The following is a 17,970-nucleotide window of genomic DNA, read 5'->3' on the forward strand; positions in this document are numbered from 1 at the left end:
TTCCCGTACCCGTTACGCCGTGGGCGTCGCCGATGTCGCCGAAGTCGGCGAGGCCGACGTGTTCGACGTGGTCGCCGCCCGTTCGGCGAGACCAGGGAAGGCTACGCTCTCCCCGCGCCAGCGAACCGCCCGCACCGCCGCCTCCCGCAGCGCCTCGGCGGCCATGGCACGCCGCCCGTCCACGGTTGCCCGCACCAGGTCGGAGTACACCCCGGCGACCCGTTCCTCCAGCTCGCCGGCCAGTCGTACGGCCGCTTCCGAGTCCGGCACCGGGAAGGGCAGCGCATAGCCCGCCGCCGCGGCCACCGGCTTCCCGCCCAGGTCCCGCACCGCACGGACCAGGGTGTCGCGCCGGGCGCGATGGGCGTCGTAGGCCGCCTTCGCCTCCGTGCGCCGGCCCTCGCGGATCCGTCCGCCGACGACGCCGTAGCCGTACACGGCGGCGTGCTCGGCCGCCAGTGCCGCCTGGAGGGCGGTCAGCTCGCGCTTGTCCTGTTCGTCGCTCACTTCGCCGCCTCCGTCAGCAGATACGCGTGCGCGGCGCCGGCCGCCGCCACCGAGGCCAGCAGTCGGGCCAGCTCGCCCGGCACATCGAGGAGCGCCTTGGCCCGGGCGTCCGCGAGGGACCGTTCGGCGGCGGCGAGCCCGGCGAGGGCGTCCTTCTCGGTGCCGGGCACGGCCGAGGGCGCGGGGGAGCCGGAAGAGCCGGCAGGGCAGGGAGAGCCGGAGGCGGAGGTGGAAGGCGAGGGTGAGGTCGCTCCCACCGTCGTGCCGCCGAACGCCTCCACGTGGCGCACGGCCTCCGTCCGCAGCACCGACAAGCGCTCGGCGAGCCCCGGATACGCGCCGATCACCGCGTCGTACCGCTCGACGATCCCGCGGCTGTCGCGAGCCGCACGCGTGCGTGCCCGCTCGGCGATCGACGGGCTGCCGCCGGTGCCCTCCTCGGCGTCGTCGGACCCGGGGGAGCACCCCACGAGCAGGGCGGCCCCGGCGGCGGAGGCGAGGAGGGTTCTTCGACGCGGCCCCGAGGGGGTGCGCGGCGGTGGGGAGTACGGCACGGCAGTCGTCCTCGGGGGCTCGTACGAACACACGGGCGGGAAGACCGGCCCGCCGGTGATCACGGTACCCGCGCCCCGGTCCGCAACCGGTCACCGGCACCGTCCCGGATCCCGGCCGGCGCACGGTGGACGGCAACACCTCCTGGGACCCGATACCCTTTGACCAGACACGCGACCTACCCACAACAGCACACGCGGCCGAGGAGTCACCCGGATGAGCACCACCCAGAGCGAGAGGCTGCGAGAGCTCCTGGAACCGCTCGTCAGCTCCCAGGGACTGGATCTCGAGGAGATCTCAGTGGACTCCGTAGGGCGCAAGCGGGTGCTGAGCGTCGTCGTCGACTCCGACACCGGGGCGGACCTGGACCAGATCGCCGATGTGAGCCGCGCGCTCTCGGCGAAGCTCGACGAGACGGACGCGATGGGCGAGGGCGAGTACACCCTCGAGGTCGGCACCCCGGGCGCGGAGCGCCCCCTCAAGGAGCACCGGCACTACGTACGCGCGCTCGACCGGCTGGCGAAGTTCCAGCTGGCCGACGGCGGCGAGGTGGTCGCACGGATCCTCGAGGTCGACGACGAGGGCCTGGACGTCGAGGTGCCCGGAGTGAAGGGCCGCAAGGCGACGAGCCGCCGGCTGGCCTTCTCCGAGATCGACAAGGCGCGCGTCCAGGTCGAGTTCAACCGCAAGGACAAGAAGGAAGAGGAGGCGTAGCCGTGGACATCGACATGAGCGCCCTGCGGGGCTTGGTACGGGAGAAGGAGATCTCCTTCGACCTGTTGGTCGAGGCGATCGAGTCGGCCCTCCTCATCGCCTACCACCGCACCGAGGGGAGCCACCGCCACGCGCGCGTGCGGCTCGACCGGGAGTCCGGGCACGTGGTCGTGTGGGCGAAGGAAGACCCCGAGGACCTCGAAGAGGGCCAGGAGCCCAAGGAGTTCGACGACACCCCGTCCGGTTTCGGCCGTATCGCCGCCACCACCGCCAAGCAGGTCATCCTGCAGCGGCTGCGCGACGCCGAGGACGACGCGACGCTCGGCGAGTACGCGGGCCGCGAGGGCGACATCGTCACCGGTGTGGTCCAGCAGGGCCGCGACCCGAAGAACGTGCTCGTGGACATCGGCAAGCTGGAGGCCATCCTGCCGGTGCAGGAGCAGGTCCCGGGCGAGACGTACCAGCACGGGATGCGGCTGCGGTCGTACGTCGTGCGGGTGGCGAAGGGCGTGCGCGGTCCGTCCGTCACCCTGTCGCGCACGCACCCCAGTCTGGTGAAGAAGCTCTTCGCCCTGGAGGTGCCGGAGATCGCCGACGGTTCGGTGGAGATCGCCGCCATCGCCCGCGAGGCCGGTCACCGCACCAAGATCGCCGTACGGTCCACCCGTTCCGGACTGAACGCCAAGGGCGCCTGCATCGGCCCGATGGGCGGCCGGGTGCGCAACGTCATGGGCGAGCTGAACGGCGAGAAGATCGACATCGTCGACTGGTCGGACGACCCGGCCGAGATGGTGGCGAACGCGCTCTCGCCGGCCCGGGTCTCCAAGGTGGAGGTCGTCGACCTCGCGGCCCGCTCCGCGCGCGTGACGGTGCCGGACTACCAGCTGTCGCTGGCGATCGGCAAGGAGGGGCAGAACGCCCGCCTCGCGGCCCGTCTGACCGGCTGGCGGATCGACATCCGTCCGGACACCGAACAGGCCGCCGAATAGGTCCCAGGTCACGATCGGGGAATAGATCCAAGCCGCACTTGGCTTAGATCACGACAACAACCGTTCGATTCCTGCCCCAAAGGGGTGAGGTCGGTACGGGGAGGTAGACTTAGCAGTGTCTGGCCGGACGCGCGCCCGCGCATGCCCTGAACGCACCTGTGTGGGGTGCAGGCAGCGAGCGGCCAAGACCGATCTGCTGCGTGCCGTGGCGATCAAGGACGAGTGCGTCCCTGATCCAAGCGGTACGCTGCCCGGCCGGGGCGCCTATGTGCACCCCGCCCTGGTCTGTCTCGACCAGGCGGTACGCCGCCGGGCGTTCACGCGGGCGCTTCGCGCCCCGGGAGCGCTCGACGTAAAGGCGTTGCGCCGGTACGTCGAGCAGACAGACAGTTGCTGAGCAGGCAACACCGCAAGGAGTGTCGTACGGAACCCCCGTGCGGCCCTGGTACCCCGCGAGTTGGAAGTAGGTCGAGATTGCGATGAGCACTCGATGAGCACGCGATGAGTACGCCCATGAAGTAGCGACGGTCCGGACGCAACCCGGACCTAAAAGGAGCGAAGTGGCTAAGGTCCGGGTATACGAACTCGCCAAGGAGTTCGGGGTTGAGAGCAAGGTCGTCATGGCCAAGCTCCAAGAACTCGGTGAATTCGTCCGTTCGGCGTCTTCGACCATCGAAGCGCCCGTCGTCCGTAAGTTGACGGACGCCCTCCAGCAGGGCAACGGAGGCGGCAAGCCCGCCCCCGCTCGTAAGGCTGCCCCGGCCAAGCCGGGCGCCCCCTCTCCGGCGCAGGCTGCCCGTCCGGCCGCCCCGCGCCCGCCGGCCCCCAAGCCGGCCGCTGCCGAGACGCCCGCGGCTCCCGCCGCGCCGGCCGCTCCCGGCCCCCGTCCCACCCCGGGCCCGAAGCCCGCGCCGCGCCCCGCGCCGGCGTCCCCGGCTCCGACCACGCCCGAGTTCACGGCACCTCCGGCGGCTCCCGCCGCGCCCGCCCAGGGCTCCGGCCCGCGTCCGGGCGCCCCGCGTCCGGCCGGCCAGCAGGCCCCGCGTCCCGGCGCCCCCCGTCCCGCCGGTGGCCCCGGCCAGGGCGGCCAGGGTCGCGGTGACCGTGGCGACCGTCCCGGCGCCCCGCGTCCGGGTGGCCAGGCCCCGCGTCCCGGTGCCCGTCCGGCCGGTCCCCGTCCGGGCAACAACCCCTTCACCTCTGGTGGCTCCACCGGCATGGCGCGCCCGCAGGCGCCCCGTCCGGGCGGTGCCCCGCGCCCCGGCGGCCCTGGTGGCCCCGGTGAGCGTCCCGGCGGCGCCCCGCGTCCGCAGGGCCAGGGTCAGGACCGCGGTCCGCGTCCCCAGGGCGCGGCGGGCGGTCCCCGTCCGCAGGCTCCGGGCGGCGCCCGTCCCAGCCCGGGCGGCATGCCTCGTCCGCAGGGCGGCGCTCCGCGTCCCGGCGGCGGTCCGCGTCCGAACCCCGGCATGATGCCGCAGCGTCCGGCTGCCGGCCCGCGTCCCGGCGGCGGTGGCCCCGGCGGCCGCGGTCCCGGCGGCGGCGGTCGTCCCGGTGGCGGTGGCGGCGGCGGTCGTCCCGGTGGCGGCGGCGGTTTCGCCGGTCGTCCCGGTGGCGGTGGTGGCGGCGGCTTCGCCGGTCGTCCCGGCGGTCCCGGTGGCGGTGGCGGCGGTTTCGCCGGTCGTCCCGGTGGTCCGGGTGGTCCCGGCGGCGGCGGTGGCCGTCCCGGCTTCGGCGGTCGTCCGGGTGGTCCCGGTGGCCGTGGTGGCACGCAGGGCGCCTTCGGTCGTCCCGGCGGTCCCGCGCGTCGTGGTCGCAAGTCGAAGCGGCAGAGGCGCCAGGAGTACGAGGCCATGCAGGCCCCGTCGGTCGGCGGCGTGATGCTGCCTCGCGGCAACGGACAGTCCGTCCGCCTGTCGCGCGGTGCGTCCCTCACCGACTTCGCGGAGAAGATCAACGCCAACCCGGCGTCGCTCGTCGCCGTGATGATGAACCTCGGCGAGATGGTCACTGCCACGCAGTCCGTCTCCGACGAGACCCTCCAGCTGCTCGCCGGCGAGATGAACTACGTCGTCGAGATCGTCAGCCCGGAGGAGGAGGACCGCGAGCTGCTCGAGTCCTTCGACATCGAGTTCGGCGAGGACGAGGGTGGCGAGGAGTTCCTCGTCGCGCGTCCGCCGGTCGTGACCGTCATGGGTCACGTCGACCACGGTAAGACCCGACTGCTGGACACCATCCGCAAGACGAACGTCGTCGCGGGCGAGGCCGGCGGTATCACGCAGCACATCGGTGCGTACCAGGTCGCCACCCAGGTCAACGACGAAGAGCGCAGGATCACCTTCATCGACACCCCGGGTCACGAGGCGTTCACCGCCATGCGTGCCCGTGGTGCCAAGTCGACCGACATCGCGATCCTCGTGGTGGCGGCCAACGACGGTGTGATGCCCCAGACGATCGAGGCGCTGAACCACGCCAAGGCGGCCGACGTGCCGATCGTGGTCGCGGTCAACAAGATCGACGTCGAGGGCGCCGACCCGACCAAGGTGCGCGGTCAGCTCACCGAGTTCGGTCTGGTGGCCGAGGAGTACGGCGGCGACACGATGTTCGTCGACATCTCCGCCAAGCAGGGCCTCAACATCGAGCAGCTGCTCGAGGCCGTGGTCCTGACCGCGGACGCCTCGCTCGACCTGCGGGCCAACCCGGAGCAGGACGCGCAGGGTATTGCGATCGAGTCCCACCTCGACCGCGGTCGCGGTGCCGTCTCGACGGTCCTGGTCCAGCGCGGCACGCTGCGCATCGGCGACACGATGGTGGTCGGCGACGCGTACGGCCGAGTCCGGGCGATGCTCGACGACAACGGCAACAACGTCGAGGAAGCGGGTCCGTCGACCCCCGTCCTGGTCCTGGGTCTCACCAACGTCCCGGGCGCCGGCGACAACTTCCTGGTCGTCGACGAGGACCGCACGGCCCGTCAGATCGCCGAGAAGCGCGCGGCGCGCGAGCGCAACGCCAACTTCGCGCGGCGTGGCGTCCGGTTCTCCCTGGAGAACCTGGACGAGGCCCTCAAGGCCGGCCTGGTGCAGGAACTCAACCTCATCATCAAGGGCGACGCGTCCGGTTCGGTGGAGGCTCTCGAGTCCTCGCTGCTCCAGCTCGACGTCGGCGAAGAGGTCGACATCCGCGTCCTGCACCGCGGCGTGGGTGCGGTCACCGAGTCGGACATCGACCTGGCGACCGGCTCCGACGCCATCGTCATCGGCTTCAACGTCCGCGCTGCGGGCCGCGCGGCGCAGATGGCGGAGCGCGAGGGCGTCGACGTCCGGTACTACTCGGTGATCTACCAGGCCATCGAGGAGATCGAGGCGGCCCTCAAGGGCATGCTCAAGCCGGAGTACGAGGAGGTCGAGCTCGGCACGGCGGAGATCCGCGAGGTCTTCAAGTCGTCCAAGCTGGGCAACATCGCCGGTGTCCTGGTCCGCTCGGGCGAGGTCAAGCGCAACACGAAGGCTCGACTCGTCCGCGACGGCAAGGTCATCGCGGAGAACCTCACCATCTCCGGTCTGCGTCGCTTCAAGGACGACGTCACCGAGATCCGCGAAGGGTTCGAGGGCGGTATCAACCTCGGCAACTTCAACGACATCAAGGTCGACGACGTCATCGCGACGTACGAGATGCGCGAGAAGCCGCGCGGCTGATTGTCGTAGCACGCGATCGGGGCCGATCGGCGGACGTAATATCCGTCGATCGGCCCCGGCCGTTGCGTGTACGGTTCCTGTATCGGCGTCGACGCGGCGCCCATACCCCGAACCGGCGGGACATCCGGACACACACATGTATGTGGGGACTCTGTCCTTCGATCTGCTCCTCGGCGACGTTCACTCGCTCAAGGAGAAACGCTCTCTCGTCCGTCCGATCGTGGCCGAGCTCCAGCGCAAGTACGCGGTGAGCGCGGCGGAGACGGGCAACCAGGACCTCCATCGCAGGGCCGAGATCGGGCTGGCGATGGTCTCCGGGGACACGGGACACCTCTCCGACGTACTGGACCGCTGTGAGCGGCTGGTCGCCGGGCGGCCCGAGGTGGAACTGCTCTCGGTTCGACGCAGACTCCACAGCGACGAAGACTGAAGCAACAGGTAAGTACTTAAGGAGACGGACCAGTGGCCGACAACGCGCGTGCCAAGAGGCTGGCGGACCTCATCCGAGAGGTGGTGGCCCAGAAGCTGCAGCGCGGGATCAAGGACCCGCGGCTCGGCTCGCACGTCACCATCACGGACACCCGGGTCACGGGTGACCTCCGCGAGGCGACCGTCTTCTACACGGTCTACGGGGACGACGAGGAGCGAGCGGCCGCTGCCGCCGGTCTGGAGAGCGCCAAGGGCGTGCTGCGTTCCGCGGTCGGTGCGGCGGCCGGTGTGAAGTTCACGCCGACCCTGACCTTCGTGGCGGACGCGCTCCCGGACACCGCCAAGACCATCGAGGACCTCCTCGACAAGGCGCGCCAGTCCGACGAGAAGGTGCGCGAGGTCTCGGCCGGCGCTGCCTACGCCGGTGACGCCGACCCGTACAAGAAGCCGGGCGAGGACGAGGACGACGCCGCCGAATGACCCAGAAGAACCAGACGCCCGACGGGCTTGTCATCGTCGACAAGCCGTCGGGCTTCACTTCGCACGACGTGGTCGCCAAGATGCGCGGGATCGCCAGGACCCGCCGCGTCGGCCACGCCGGCACTCTCGACCCCATGGCGACGGGCGTACTCGTCCTCGGCATCGAGAAGGCGACCAAGCTCCTCGGACACCTCGCGCTGACCGAGAAGGAGTACCTGGGCACGATCCGGCTCGGTCAGACGACCCTGACCGACGACGCGGAGGGCGAGATCACGGGGTCGGCAGACGCCTCGAAGGTCACCCGAGAGGCCGTCGACGCCGGGATCGCCAAGCTGAGCGGCGACATCATGCAGGTGCCGTCCAAGGTCAGCGCCATCAAGATCGACGGCGTGCGCTCCTACAAGCGGGCGCGCGAGGGCGAGGAATTCGAGATCCCCGCCCGCCCGGTGAAGATCTCGTCCTTCGCGGTGTACGACGTCCGTGACGCGGTCGCCGAGGACGGCACCCCCGTCCTGGACCTGGTCGTGTCGGTGGTCTGCTCGTCCGGTACGTACATCCGGGCCCTCGCTCGCGACCTGGGCGCGGACCTGGGCGTGGGCGGGCATCTGACCGCGCTGCGCCGGACCCGGGTCGGGCCCTACAAGCTGGACACGGCGAAGACCCTGGACGAGCTCCAGAAGGAGCTGACGGTGATGCCGATCGCCGAGGCCGCCGCGGCCGCGTTCCCGCGCTGGGACGTGGACGCCAAGCGGGCCCGGCTGCTGACCAACGGCGTACGCCTGGAGATGCCCGAGGAGTACACGGGCCGCGGTGCCGTCGCCGTCTTCGCCGAGGGGAAGCTGCTCGCCCTCGTCGAGGAGCAGAAGGGCAAGGCGAAGAGCCTCGCCGTCTTCGGCTGACCCGCTGTCCTTGCGGTCCTCGCCGTCCTCGCCGGGGGGCGCCGAGACGCTCCGACCGTGGAGCGGCGGTCACGGAGTTGTCCGCCGCTCCCCGGTACCCCCTCGGTTCCCCCACCCCTAGGGTGTATCCAGCGATCCCCGGTCATTCACCCGACCGGGCAGGCGCTCGGAGTGAAGCGGGGGAGCGGAGGGGGGCGCGTTCGCCGCGCGATCTGTCCCGCCGATCACCTGGTGCCTACCGTCGAAGACAGGTGCGAGAGCACGGTGCACGGCGGGGAGGTTCGACGATGGCGGGACGGGGCCCGCGGACCGTGGGCGGCCACCGGCGCGCGGGTGAGGACGGGCACTCCGCCGCCCGCGGTGCGGCTTTCGGTCCGGGACACACACGCGACGGATCCCTCGTCCGTATCCACGACCTCGCCGGCCGCCCCCGCGGCACCGGGTTCGTCGCCGACCACCACGGCACCGTGATCACCAGCCACGAAACGGTCGACGGACTGCCCAGACTTCTGCTGTACGCCGCCGAGGACCGCCACTGCGTGGTGACCGCCGACGCGGTGACCCCCCTGCCCGAGCTGAACCTGGCCCTCGTCCGCACCGAGGGCCTCGGCGTCGACCCCCTTCCGGTCACCGTACGGGACCGGATCGAGACCGGCGCCTATGTGCGGATCGCCGCCGGGCGCTGGCGTGAGGCGCGGGTGCTGGGCTCGGCCGCGGCGACCTACACGGCGACCGACCGTTTCCATCTCGTCGACGGCGTACTGGAGTTGGCGATCGGCACGGCAGGCCAGGACGCGCTGCGACTGGGCGGCGGGGCGGCCGGCGGACCGGTGCTCGACGCCGGGACCGGCGCGGTCGTCGGCGTCCTCGGCACCGCGCTCCAGGGCGCCGGCCGGGACGCCGGGTTCGCGGTACCGCTGCTCCCGGCCCCCGCGGGCCCGCTCGCCGACCTCCTCGCCGAGAACGCGGCGACGGTGCCCGCCTACGGCGTCGACCTCAATCTCGCGGGCGTACTGGAACTGATGGCAACCTCGGTGGGGCAGGACGGCCCCCCGGGCGCGCTGGCGGGCTACGTCGGCCGGGCGAGCAGCACGGCACCCGGAGCGGTCGCACCGGTCGAACGGGCGGCCACAGCAGCGGAGTTCGACGCCTTCGCCGAGGGCCCGGCCGCCGTCCTCGCCCTCGTCGGCCCGCCCGGCAGCGGCCGTACGACGGAACTGGCGTCCCTCGCCGCCCGCCGCAACCGGGGTGCCCGCCCCGCCCCGACCCTGTGGCTGCGCGGCGCCGATCTGCTGGACGACGACACCTCCGTCGCGGACGCGGCACGCCGGGCGCTGGCCCGGGCGGCCCGGATCGTCGCGGCGTCCCGGTCGGTGGACGTCGCCGACCTGGGAGAGGTCACCCCCGAGCGCCTCGCCCGCCTCGCCCGCGCCGAGGGCCGCCCCCTGTTGCTGCTCCTCGACGGCCCCGAGGAGATGCCGCCCGTCCTGGCCCACCGCCTCGCGGAGTGGACCGACGGGACGGCCGAGTGGCTGGGGGAGACGGGGGCGCGGCTGGTGGTGGCGTGCAGGGCGGAGTACTGGGAGGGGGCGTACCTCTCGGCCGGTCCGGTGAGCGGAGGGGGCGAGGAACCCCTCTGCGTACACCTGGCGGACCTGGACGAGGAAGAAGCGCGCCAGGCCCGAGACCGCTACGGCATCCCCGACGGCTTCCTCACGGAGCCCGACGCCCGGCACCCGCTCACCCTGCGCCTCCTCGCCGAGATCCGCGCCGCGATCCCCGGCCCCGACGCCCCCGACCTTCCCGGCTCCGACCTTCCCGGCTCCGGCCCCGACGTCCCCGGCCCCCGGCTGGATCGGCACCACGTCTTCGCCGCCCACCTGGACCTGATGTGCCTGCGTGTCGCCGTCCGCCTCGCCGCCGAGAACGGCCTGCGGGGCACCGCCGTACGCCGGCTCGCCGCGAGGGTCTCCGGCCAGGTCCACGAGGCCGCCCGGCGCAGTCTCGGGCCGGGGCAGGGCGAGCTGGACCGTGAGTCGTTCGAGGCGGTGTTCCCCTGGGGCCAGGCTCCCGCCCGGCTCGGCGGCGGTACGGGCTGGGCGTCGGCGGTCCTGACCGAGGGGCTGCTGGTCCCCGCCGGGGGCGGCTACCGCTTCGCCCACGAGGAACTCGCCGACTGGCTCCAGGGCACCCACCTCGACCTGGACGAGGCCCTGCGCGCCCTGGTCCACCGTCGCAGCCCGCACCCCTTCCCGGTCCCGCACCACCGCATCGGCCCGGTCGTCCAGGCCCTGCTCCTGCTGTCCCGCCAGCACGGCACCCCCCGACTCGCCCTCCGTCTGGAGGAGTTGATCCACGCCCTGGACGCCGACCCGGACTCCTGGTGGGCGGCCCGGCTGCTCGCCGAGTCCCTGCTCCGCGTACCCGACGCGACGCCGTACACGGGTGTGCTGCGCCTGCTCGCGGACCGCGTGGTGGACTGGCGACGCCAAGGACGGGAGCGGGGGCATCCGCAGGAGCCTGCGCACAGGCGGTCGACCGAGTTCGCCCCCGACTTCTGGCTCGCCCTCCGTCTCCCCCCGATCACCCTCTTCGACCTGCTCCGCCGTCTGGTCCTCGCCGACGGCCCCGCGCAGGACACGTCCCCCGATACCTCTCCTCGTTTCCTCGACGCGGCCTCGCGGCTGCTCGCCGCCGACCCCACCGCCGTAGCACCGCACATCACCCGCTGGTTCGACGACGAGCGCCCGCTGCCCGCCACCCCGCACGCGACCGTCGCGAAGGCCGCGCAGGCGCTGTTGCACACCCACCGGCGGCTGGCGCTCGACGATCTCACCGAGGTGCTCGTCGACTGTGCGCACCGGCGGGCGGACGAGCTGCTCGCGGTGTTCGCGGAGGACGAGCCGTCCGCGGTGTGCCGGGCGGTGGACCGGTGGGCGCACGACGCCCGCCCCGACCGGCGGGTCGCGGCGGTGGCGTACGGCCTGCGCGCCGCCCCGCACGTGACCACCGAGGCCGACCGGGAACTCCTGCGCTACGCCGCCCTCACCCTGCTCGCCCGGCCCGCCGACTGCACCCTGCACGGCGGTGCGCTCGCCCTCCTCGTCCGCGATCCACGCACGCGTGCCCGTCATCTCCCGCAGGCACTCGGGCACTTCATGGCGGGCGACCCGCAGTTCCCGCCGAGCGCGCTGGTCGCCGCCCTGGCCACCCACCCGGAGCCGGTCCTCGACGCCTTCCGCGCCCGGCTGCGCCGCCCCGGCGCCGGAGAGGCGCTGCGCACACTCGCCGACGTCACCACCCCCACGCCGGCCCGCCGGATCGCCGTACTCGTGCGGGAGGCGGTGGAGCAGCGTCCGGAGACCGCGGCGGACGTGGCGGCCTACGTCGACCGGCGCCTCGACCAGGGGCCGGGCGCGCGGGCGGTGCTCCTGCCGCTGGTCACCGGCCTGCTGGCCGGCGGCTCGGAGGAGGTGCGGGCCGCCCTCGCCGCCGTACTGGCCGCCCCCGGCGCCCCCGCCTCCCGCCCCCTCCGTCGTGAACTGCTCGAGTTCCTGCTGAGCCACGAGCACGCGCCCGGCGTCCTGGACGCCCTGTTGCGCGCCGCGGCCCGCCACGCCGACGACGGTCTGCGCGATCTCGTCCACCGCACGGGCCTCCTCCTCGTCCGTACGCCGGACGGCGCGGCCCGTTTCGACCGCGGTCTCGTCGACCTCGGCCGGCAGGTCCCCGGCTTCGCCGCGCAGGTCGCGGGGTGGCTGACGGACGCTCCGCAGCGGTGGTCGGCGGTGGTCGGCCCCAGTACCCGCCGGATGATCGAGAACCTGGCGGGAGTCAGGGTCCCCGCCTGATCCGCGTGCGTCGGGTCACAGCGCCCATGCCGATGCGGGCCCGGGGGACGCGGCATGGCACCCTTAGACCTGCGTAAGAGGTAAGCCGTACATACGGACACGGGTTCGACGAGGAGCGGTCACAGTGCAGCGCTGGCGTGGCTTGGAGGACATCCCCGAGGACTGGGGACGCAGCGTCGTCACCATCGGCTCCTACGACGGGGTCCACCGCGGACACCAGCTGATCATCCGGCACGCCGTGGAACGCGCGCGTGAGCTGGGCATTCCCGCTGTCGTCGTCACCTTCGACCCGCATCCCAGCGAGGTCGTCCGCCCCGGCAGCCACCCGCCGCTGCTGGCCCCGCACCACCGCCGCGCCGAGCTGATGGCGGAGCTGGGCGTGGACGCGATCCTCATCCTCCCCTTCACCACCGAGTTCTCGAAGCTCTCGCCGGCCGAGTTCGTCGTCAAGGTCCTGGTCGACAAGCTGCACGCCAAGGCGGTCGTCGAGGGCCCCAACTTCCGCTTCGGCCACAAGGCCGCGGGCAACGTGGACTTCCTCGCCGAACAGGGCAAGACCTACGACTTCGAGGTCGAGGTCATCGACCTGTTCGTGTCGGGCGAGGCGGGCGGCGGCGAGCCGTTCTCGTCCACCCTCACCCGCCGACTGGTCGCCACGGGTGACATCGAGGGCGCCGGTGAGATCCTGGGCCGCCCGCACCGGGTCGAGGGCGTCGTCGTCCGAGGCGCGCAGCGCGGGCGCGAGCTGGGCTTTCCCACGGCCAACGTCGAGACCCTCCCGCACACCGCCGTCCCCGCCGACGGCGTCTACGCCGGCTGGCTGCACGCCCAGGGCGAGGCGATGCCGGCCGCGATCTCCGTCGGCACCAACCCGCAGTTCGACGGCACCGAGCGCACGGTGGAGGCCTACGCCATCGACCGCGTCGGCCTCGACCTGTACGGCCTCCATGTCGCCGTCGACTTCCTCGCGTACGTGCGCGGCCAGGCGAAGTTCGACTCCCTGGAGGCCTTGCTGGAGCAGATGGCCGAGGACGTCAAGAAGTGCCGAGAGCTGATTTCGGCGGCTGAGGTCGCGGGCTGACATCGTCGGCAGTCGGCTGCTGCGCGGATTCCGCGGTCGGGCTCCCGAGTTCCTTCCGGGCCGTGTCCTCCCGGGCTTCGCGCAGGAGGCGGACGATTCGCTCGACCTGCCGGGACGCCTGTGAACCCGGCTCCAGGGCGTCCAGGGCGGTGGCGAGCACGGAGCAGTCGCCTGTCTGGCGGACGCTCAGGTCGATCAGCTCGAAGAGCAGGGGGCGTGGGGGCAGCCTGGCGATGTCCAGCGAGCCGACGTCTATGCCTGTCTGTCTGATCCAGATCGGCCGGATCACCTCGTCGCTGATCGAGTCGGCGTTGAGCAGGGCGTTGACCAGCGGGATGTGGAGCTGCGCGGGCGCCGTCGGGACCCTGGCCACGGCTTTGCCCGGGAAGCCGGTGCCGGGCCTCCGTTTGCCCGGGAACCGGGCGCCTGTCCCGGCGGGCCGCCCCGAGGTCTGAGCGAGCGCCTTGGCCGACTCCAGAAGCAGCTCTCCGGCGCCCTCTTCGTCGAGGTCGCGCAGTGTCAGTCCCGGGAACTGGCGGAACGAGAACGGCAGCGCTTCGGGCTCGGGCGGGTCGATGAAGACCGGGATCAGCCGCTGCCAGTCGGTCGAACCGTCGAGCGCCACGTCGAGGTCGGTGGCCGACATGTCGCCATGCGAGAAGAACGAGCCTGAGACGAGGACCAGCACACGATCGGCGCGCTGGAGTGCTCGCCGGAGCCGGTCGACCGCGCCCGGGTGGGTGGCCGACACGACCTCCGCGTCGACGTCGTACCCCTGCTCGCTCAGTTTGTCGATGGCCCACACTCCCCACTCCGAGTCGTCCGGCAGGTCGGTGTAGGCGACCACGACCCCGACGGAACGCAGCCGCTCCGGACCGAACAACGGGGTCAGTGTCCGTGCCTCCGTCAGGTCCAGGTGCGGCAGCTCCGTGCCCTTGTACAGGACGGCGGCCAGCCGGGTGGCGATCGCCAGGACGATCTTCTTGTACTCCGGGCTCTTGGGCTCGTTCTCCTCGGGGACGAGGTGGAAGAGTCCTGACTCCGCGTAGAGCGGGCCGAAGTCGCCTGTCAGGAGCTGGTCGTCGAAACTGTCCGGTCGGCTACCGGGCCCGTTTCGCCAGGTGACGCCCAGCAGGTGTTCGTCCTCCGCCCCACTGTCCCGGCGGTATCGGTTCCTGCGTGCCGAGAACGTCGTCCACTCCTGGGCGCACCACTCACTCCCGTAGTAGCTCGGGCTGTACAGGGCCAGCATCGTCCGCGTAGTGCACGCCCCGTGCAGCAGCCGGTACCGCCACCGGTCGCCGGGTTCGATGGTCTCCCGGTCCAGAAAGGCGCCACCCGGGGTCTGCTTGCCCAGCTGGGCGCGCACGCCTCTCTCGACGTCGGCGTGGAAGCGCGCCACGTAGGGCACGTCCTCGTCGACCTCGGAATAGCTCGTGAAGAACCAGTGGTCCGGGTCGCTCACACGGCGTCCCGGAGGAGCTCGATCCGGTCGACGATCCGCCGTACCTCCCGGACTTCGGCGGAGTCCGGGTCCAGCTCCTCAAGCGCCTCCACCATGGCTGACAGGCCGTTCTGGTAGCGCAGGCACGTCCGGACGATGCCCGCTACGTCCATCCTGGCCCTGGAGTCGCGCGGGATGAACCGGGAGATCGGTTGCCCTGCGGCCACGTCGATGAGCTCCAGCCACGAGGTGCGCTCATCGGGCAAGGCGATGAAAGCGGAGTTGAGCAGAGCGTTGACGAGCTGTCGCTCCAGTACGGCGCTCGTCGACGGCTCGCGGGACGTGCCCGGGAACTCCCGCTCGGCAACGGGTCGGTGCGGCGACCGTACGGCGTAGTCCAGCAGTTCGCGAGCCGCCTCCTCGTCCAGGTCCCCCAGCGGGGGTCCGGCCACATGCCGTGACAGCTGAGCGGGCAGCTGTGGCTCGGGCCGCTCGATCAGGATCGGGATCAGCCGTCGTCGGTCCAGGGCGTTCAGCAACCGCAGCCGGGACGCCTCTGACTCGTTCGCGAGACCCGTCGCCGCAAGGTACGCCGTGGAGATCAGGGCCAGCACGACCTCGCTGGGCCGGGACAGCAGCGCGGGCAGTTCCGTACCCTCCCCTCGCGCGCCCACCGCGTGCAGGCCCACCGTGAAACCCGCGTCTTCCAGGTACGAGGCGGCCCACTCGGCCCAGCTCTCGTCGTGTTCCGAGTAGCTCAGCAGGACGTCCGAGGGGCCCCCGGCCGATCGCGTGGACGAGGATGCCGCCGAGGCGCCCCGCACGGATCCCTGCCGCGTCGGCTCGGCCCCCGCGTCCCGGGGCGAGACCACGTCGCGCCGACGCAGCCACGAGGAGAGGGTGGCGTTCGTGCGCTCGCGGTCGGCCGAGCCGACCCGCGGCCATTCGGCCAGGGGCACCTCGAAATGGGTGCGCCGCGGTGCCGCGGGCACGCTGCTCTCCTGGAGCGCGTCCGTCGATCTGGCCGACATGTACTCCGCCAGTTCCTGCGCGGAGTCCTGCTTGCCCAGGTCCGTGAGCAGCCTGATCAGCAGCGCGCCCGTCGACACCGTGTCCGGGTGCAGGTCGCCCAGCACGCGTCGGCGGCGTACGTAGACCTCCTCCGCGAGGTTCCGGGCGGTCTCCGTGGCGCCGAGGCCGGCCTGAAGGGCAGCCAGGTCCGCGGCGGCCGCCAGGGAGTCCGGGTGCTCCTGGCCGAGGACGCGCCGACGTCGTACGAGCACCTCCTCGACGAGCCGCAGCGCGCCGTCCGAGTCGCCCATGTCCCTGAGGTCCACGGCGAGGTTGGCGGCCAGGGTGAGTGTGACGGGATGGTCCTCGCCCAGGACCCGTCGCATCCGGCCCAGGGTTTCCTCCCCGAGCCGCGAGGCCGCCGACAGCTCGCCCTCCGCGCCCAGTTGTGCGGCGAGCCGGGCTGCGGTGACGAGGGTGTCGGGGTGGTCCTCGCCGAGGGTGCGGCGACGACGGTCGAGGATGTCCGCCAGCAGTTGCCGGGAGGCGTCCGCGGCACCTGTGCGCCGCAAGGCCTCCGCCAGGAGGATCGCCGTGAGGAGGGTGTCCGGATGGTCCTCGCCGAGCGTCGACGACCAGGACCGGCGCAGGAGTTCGAGCCGGTCCCGGGCGGTGTCGGTGTCGCCCCGGACCATGAGCAGTCGGCAGGCCGCACGGACGGTATCCCGCCCTTCCGGCGTCACCGGGACCGTCGGGTCCACGGCCAGCAGGTGGGGCAGCAGATCGGTCCAACGCTGTTCGGCGCCCGGCTCGTTGTCGTCGTCCGGAACGGCCGAGAGCAGCAGGGCCTCGGCGGTCCGGGCCGCGGCCCTCCGTTCGGAGTCGGGCAGCAGGTCGCGCAGCACGGACTGGGTCAGGGGATGGAGACGTACGGTCTCGTCCTGGACGTGGACGAGGCCGTACCGGCGCAGTGCCTGGAGGAGCTCCGGCAAACTCCGGCCGTCCGGCAGGGCGCCGATCAGCGGATCGGGGAGCCTACGTGCGGGGCCCGGCCTCGTCCCCATGGGGAGCGGAGCGGGCGCGAGGAGAGCGCAGCCGAACAGGAGAGGTACGGCGTCGGACGGCCCCGCCGCTCGTAGCTGGTCGACGGCCATGTGCACCGTCGCGACGAGCGAGGACGACAAGTGGTACTCCGGGTCGCTGTCCTCTGCCTCGTCGACGGTCAGCATCCGCAGGAACTCCCGCACCGGCATGCCGTCGCGCAGGACCGCGAGTGCGTGCGCCAGGGCGAGGGGAAGGTCGTCCAGGGCGGCCGCCACGGCATCGGCTTCTACCGTGGTCAGGGACGGCAGCGTCGAACGGAGCAGTGCGATGGACTCCGCGCGGGTGAAGTCCAGATTGAACTCGGTGGAGTGGGCGCTGTGTTGGAGAGCGGGTCGGGTGGTGATCAGCACATGCCCGACACCGTTCGGCATGTGCGGCGTGAGCGCGGTCGGATCCGTGACGTCGTCGAAGACGAGCAACCAGCGGCTGCGCTCCCGCAGTTCCGCCTTCAGGGCCTCCGTGGCCTCGGCCAGGGGCGTGCCGACGGGCGCAGCGCCGATCCGTGCGGCCAGCTCGGCGAGTTGCTTCCCGATCGGACGGTTGGCCCTGATCCACCAGGCGAGTTCGTACTCACCCGCGAAGCGATAGGCGTATTCCAGGGCCAGTTGGGTCTTTCCGATGCCTCCCGGCCCCATGACGACGACCTCGGAGCGGTCGGTCAGCTCGTCGCGCAGCCGGGAGAGGTCCTTGTCACGGCCGACGAACCCGGGATTGCGAGGCGGCAGGTTCCACACCCGGGGCAGGCTGCCGGGTGTGCGGGGCCCGGCCAGTCCCAGTCTGCGCAACCGCCGTTCGCCGACCAGGTGTCCGGTGGGGGAGTCGCCCGGCGCGGAGCGGATGCCGAGGACGGCCTGGACCAGCCTGTCCCGCGCCTCCGCCTCGTTCGCACCCACGAGGTCGACCGCCTGGAAGTCGCCGACCTCCGGAGGTAGGGGGGTGTCGTCGAGACGGACGGGTACGAGCGGGATCCCGGAGCGGAGCTCGGCGGCCGCGAAATGCGAGGTCGCCCAACTGGCCGAGAGCAGGACGACCATCACGTCCGCAGCGTCCAACTCCCGCTCGATACGCGCCAGGACGTCCTCACCGACAGCCACGTCCTGTACGTCGAAGAACGTGCTGCAACCCGCGTCCGTCAACTGCCAGGCGACCCACTCCGCCCACGCGCGATCGGCACCCGCGTAACTGATGAAGACCCGCTGCTCCACTCAACTCCCCCC

General features: G+C 72.3%; 13 protein-coding genes. 9 read left to right on the forward strand and 4 right to left on the reverse strand.

Translation table 11 applies throughout. The annotated features are described in order from the left end of the window. Window positions 1-12: 12 nt before the first annotated feature. A complete protein-coding gene (locus tag ABKA17_RS05760; protein WP_353690708.1) occupies window positions 13-507 on the reverse strand; it encodes a ferritin-like domain-containing protein in 495 nt (164 codons plus the stop codon). After that, a complete protein-coding gene (locus tag ABKA17_RS05765) occupies window positions 504-1,061 on the reverse strand; it encodes a hypothetical protein (RefSeq protein WP_353690709.1) in 558 nt (185 codons plus the stop codon). Before ABKA17_RS05765 ends, ABKA17_RS05760 begins: the two co-directional genes overlap by 4 nt. 214 nt (window positions 1,062-1,275) lie before the next feature. Here ABKA17_RS05765 and rimP point away from each other — a divergent pair, with 214 nt between their 5' ends. The 9 genes from rimP to ABKA17_RS05810 all read left to right on the forward strand — a co-directional run bounded on the left by rimP (window position 1,276) and on the right by ABKA17_RS05810 (window position 13,194). Beyond that, complete coding sequence (gene rimP / locus ABKA17_RS05770) at window positions 1,276-1,773, forward strand: ribosome maturation factor RimP (protein ID WP_353690710.1); 498 nt, start codon at window positions 1,276-1,278, stop codon at window positions 1,771-1,773. A 2-nt stretch (window positions 1,774-1,775) separates the two neighbouring features. After that, a complete protein-coding gene (gene nusA, locus ABKA17_RS05775) occupies window positions 1,776-2,762 on the forward strand; it encodes a transcription termination factor NusA (protein WP_353690711.1) in 987 nt (328 codons plus the stop codon). 115 nt (window positions 2,763-2,877) lie between these two features. Further along, window positions 2,878-3,159, forward strand: a complete 282-nt coding sequence (locus ABKA17_RS05780; RefSeq protein ID WP_353690712.1) for a YlxR family protein — start codon at window positions 2,878-2,880, stop codon at window positions 3,157-3,159. A gap of 163 nt (window positions 3,160-3,322) precedes the next feature. Further along, complete coding sequence (infB, locus tag ABKA17_RS05785) at window positions 3,323-6,454, forward strand: translation initiation factor IF-2 (RefSeq protein WP_353690713.1); 3,132 nt, start codon at window positions 3,323-3,325, stop codon at window positions 6,452-6,454. 136 nt (window positions 6,455-6,590) lie between these two features. Continuing rightward, window positions 6,591-6,884, forward strand: a complete 294-nt coding sequence (locus ABKA17_RS05790) for a DUF503 domain-containing protein (RefSeq protein ID WP_109495650.1) — start codon at window positions 6,591-6,593, stop codon at window positions 6,882-6,884. Window positions 6,885-6,916: 32 nt separating this feature from the next. Next, the gene (gene rbfA / locus ABKA17_RS05795) at window positions 6,917-7,363 is read left to right on the forward strand and encodes a 30S ribosome-binding factor RbfA (protein WP_353690714.1); all 447 of its coding nucleotides are present in this window, start codon (window positions 6,917-6,919) and stop codon (window positions 7,361-7,363) included. After that, window positions 7,360-8,262, forward strand: coding sequence for a tRNA pseudouridine(55) synthase TruB (gene truB, locus ABKA17_RS05800; RefSeq protein ID WP_353690715.1), 903 nt, complete (start codon window positions 7,360-7,362; stop codon window positions 8,260-8,262). The genes rbfA and truB overlap by 4 nt, the downstream gene beginning before the upstream one ends. A 287-nt stretch (window positions 8,263-8,549) precedes the next feature. Next, the gene (locus ABKA17_RS05805) at window positions 8,550-12,113 is read left to right on the forward strand and encodes a trypsin-like peptidase domain-containing protein (RefSeq protein ID WP_353690716.1); all 3,564 of its coding nucleotides are present in this window, start codon (window positions 8,550-8,552) and stop codon (window positions 12,111-12,113) included. 124 nt (window positions 12,114-12,237) lie between these two features. Further along, a complete protein-coding gene (locus ABKA17_RS05810) occupies window positions 12,238-13,194 on the forward strand; it encodes a bifunctional riboflavin kinase/FAD synthetase (protein ID WP_353690717.1) in 957 nt (318 codons plus the stop codon). Here the strand turns inward: ABKA17_RS05810 and ABKA17_RS05815 are convergent. Both ABKA17_RS05815 and fxsT read right to left on the reverse strand, forming a co-directional pair. Further along, window positions 13,148-14,659: a TIR domain-containing protein gene (locus ABKA17_RS05815; RefSeq protein ID WP_353690718.1), complete on the reverse strand. Its 1,512-nt coding sequence runs from the start codon at window positions 14,657-14,659 to the stop codon at window positions 13,148-13,150. The genes ABKA17_RS05810 and ABKA17_RS05815 overlap by 47 nt on opposite strands. After that, entirely contained in the window at window positions 14,656-17,958 is a 3,303-nt protein-coding gene (gene fxsT, locus ABKA17_RS05820; protein WP_353690719.1) for an FxSxx-COOH system tetratricopeptide repeat protein, read from the reverse strand. Before fxsT ends, ABKA17_RS05815 begins: the two co-directional genes overlap by 4 nt. Between the last annotated feature and the right edge of the window lie 12 nt (window positions 17,959-17,970).

This window comes from Streptomyces sp. RG80 (assembly GCF_040446465.1).
Taxonomy (GTDB): domain Bacteria; phylum Actinomycetota; class Actinomycetes; order Streptomycetales; family Streptomycetaceae; genus Streptomyces.

Bases quoted from the DNA above. Each gene is read 5' to 3' on its own strand.
- ABKA17_RS05805 (WP_353690716.1), top strand. From the start codon at position 8,550: ATGGCGGGACGGGGCCCGCGGACCGTGGGCGGCCACCGGCGCGCGGGT.
- rimP (WP_353690710.1), top strand. From the start codon at position 1,276: ATGAGCACCACCCAGAGCGAGAGGCTGCGAGAGCTCCTGGAACCGCTC.
- ABKA17_RS05790 (WP_109495650.1), top strand. From the start codon at position 6,591: ATGTATGTGGGGACTCTGTCCTTCGATCTGCTCCTCGGCGACGTTCAC.
- truB (WP_353690715.1), top strand. From the start codon at position 7,360: ATGACCCAGAAGAACCAGACGCCCGACGGGCTTGTCATCGTCGACAAG.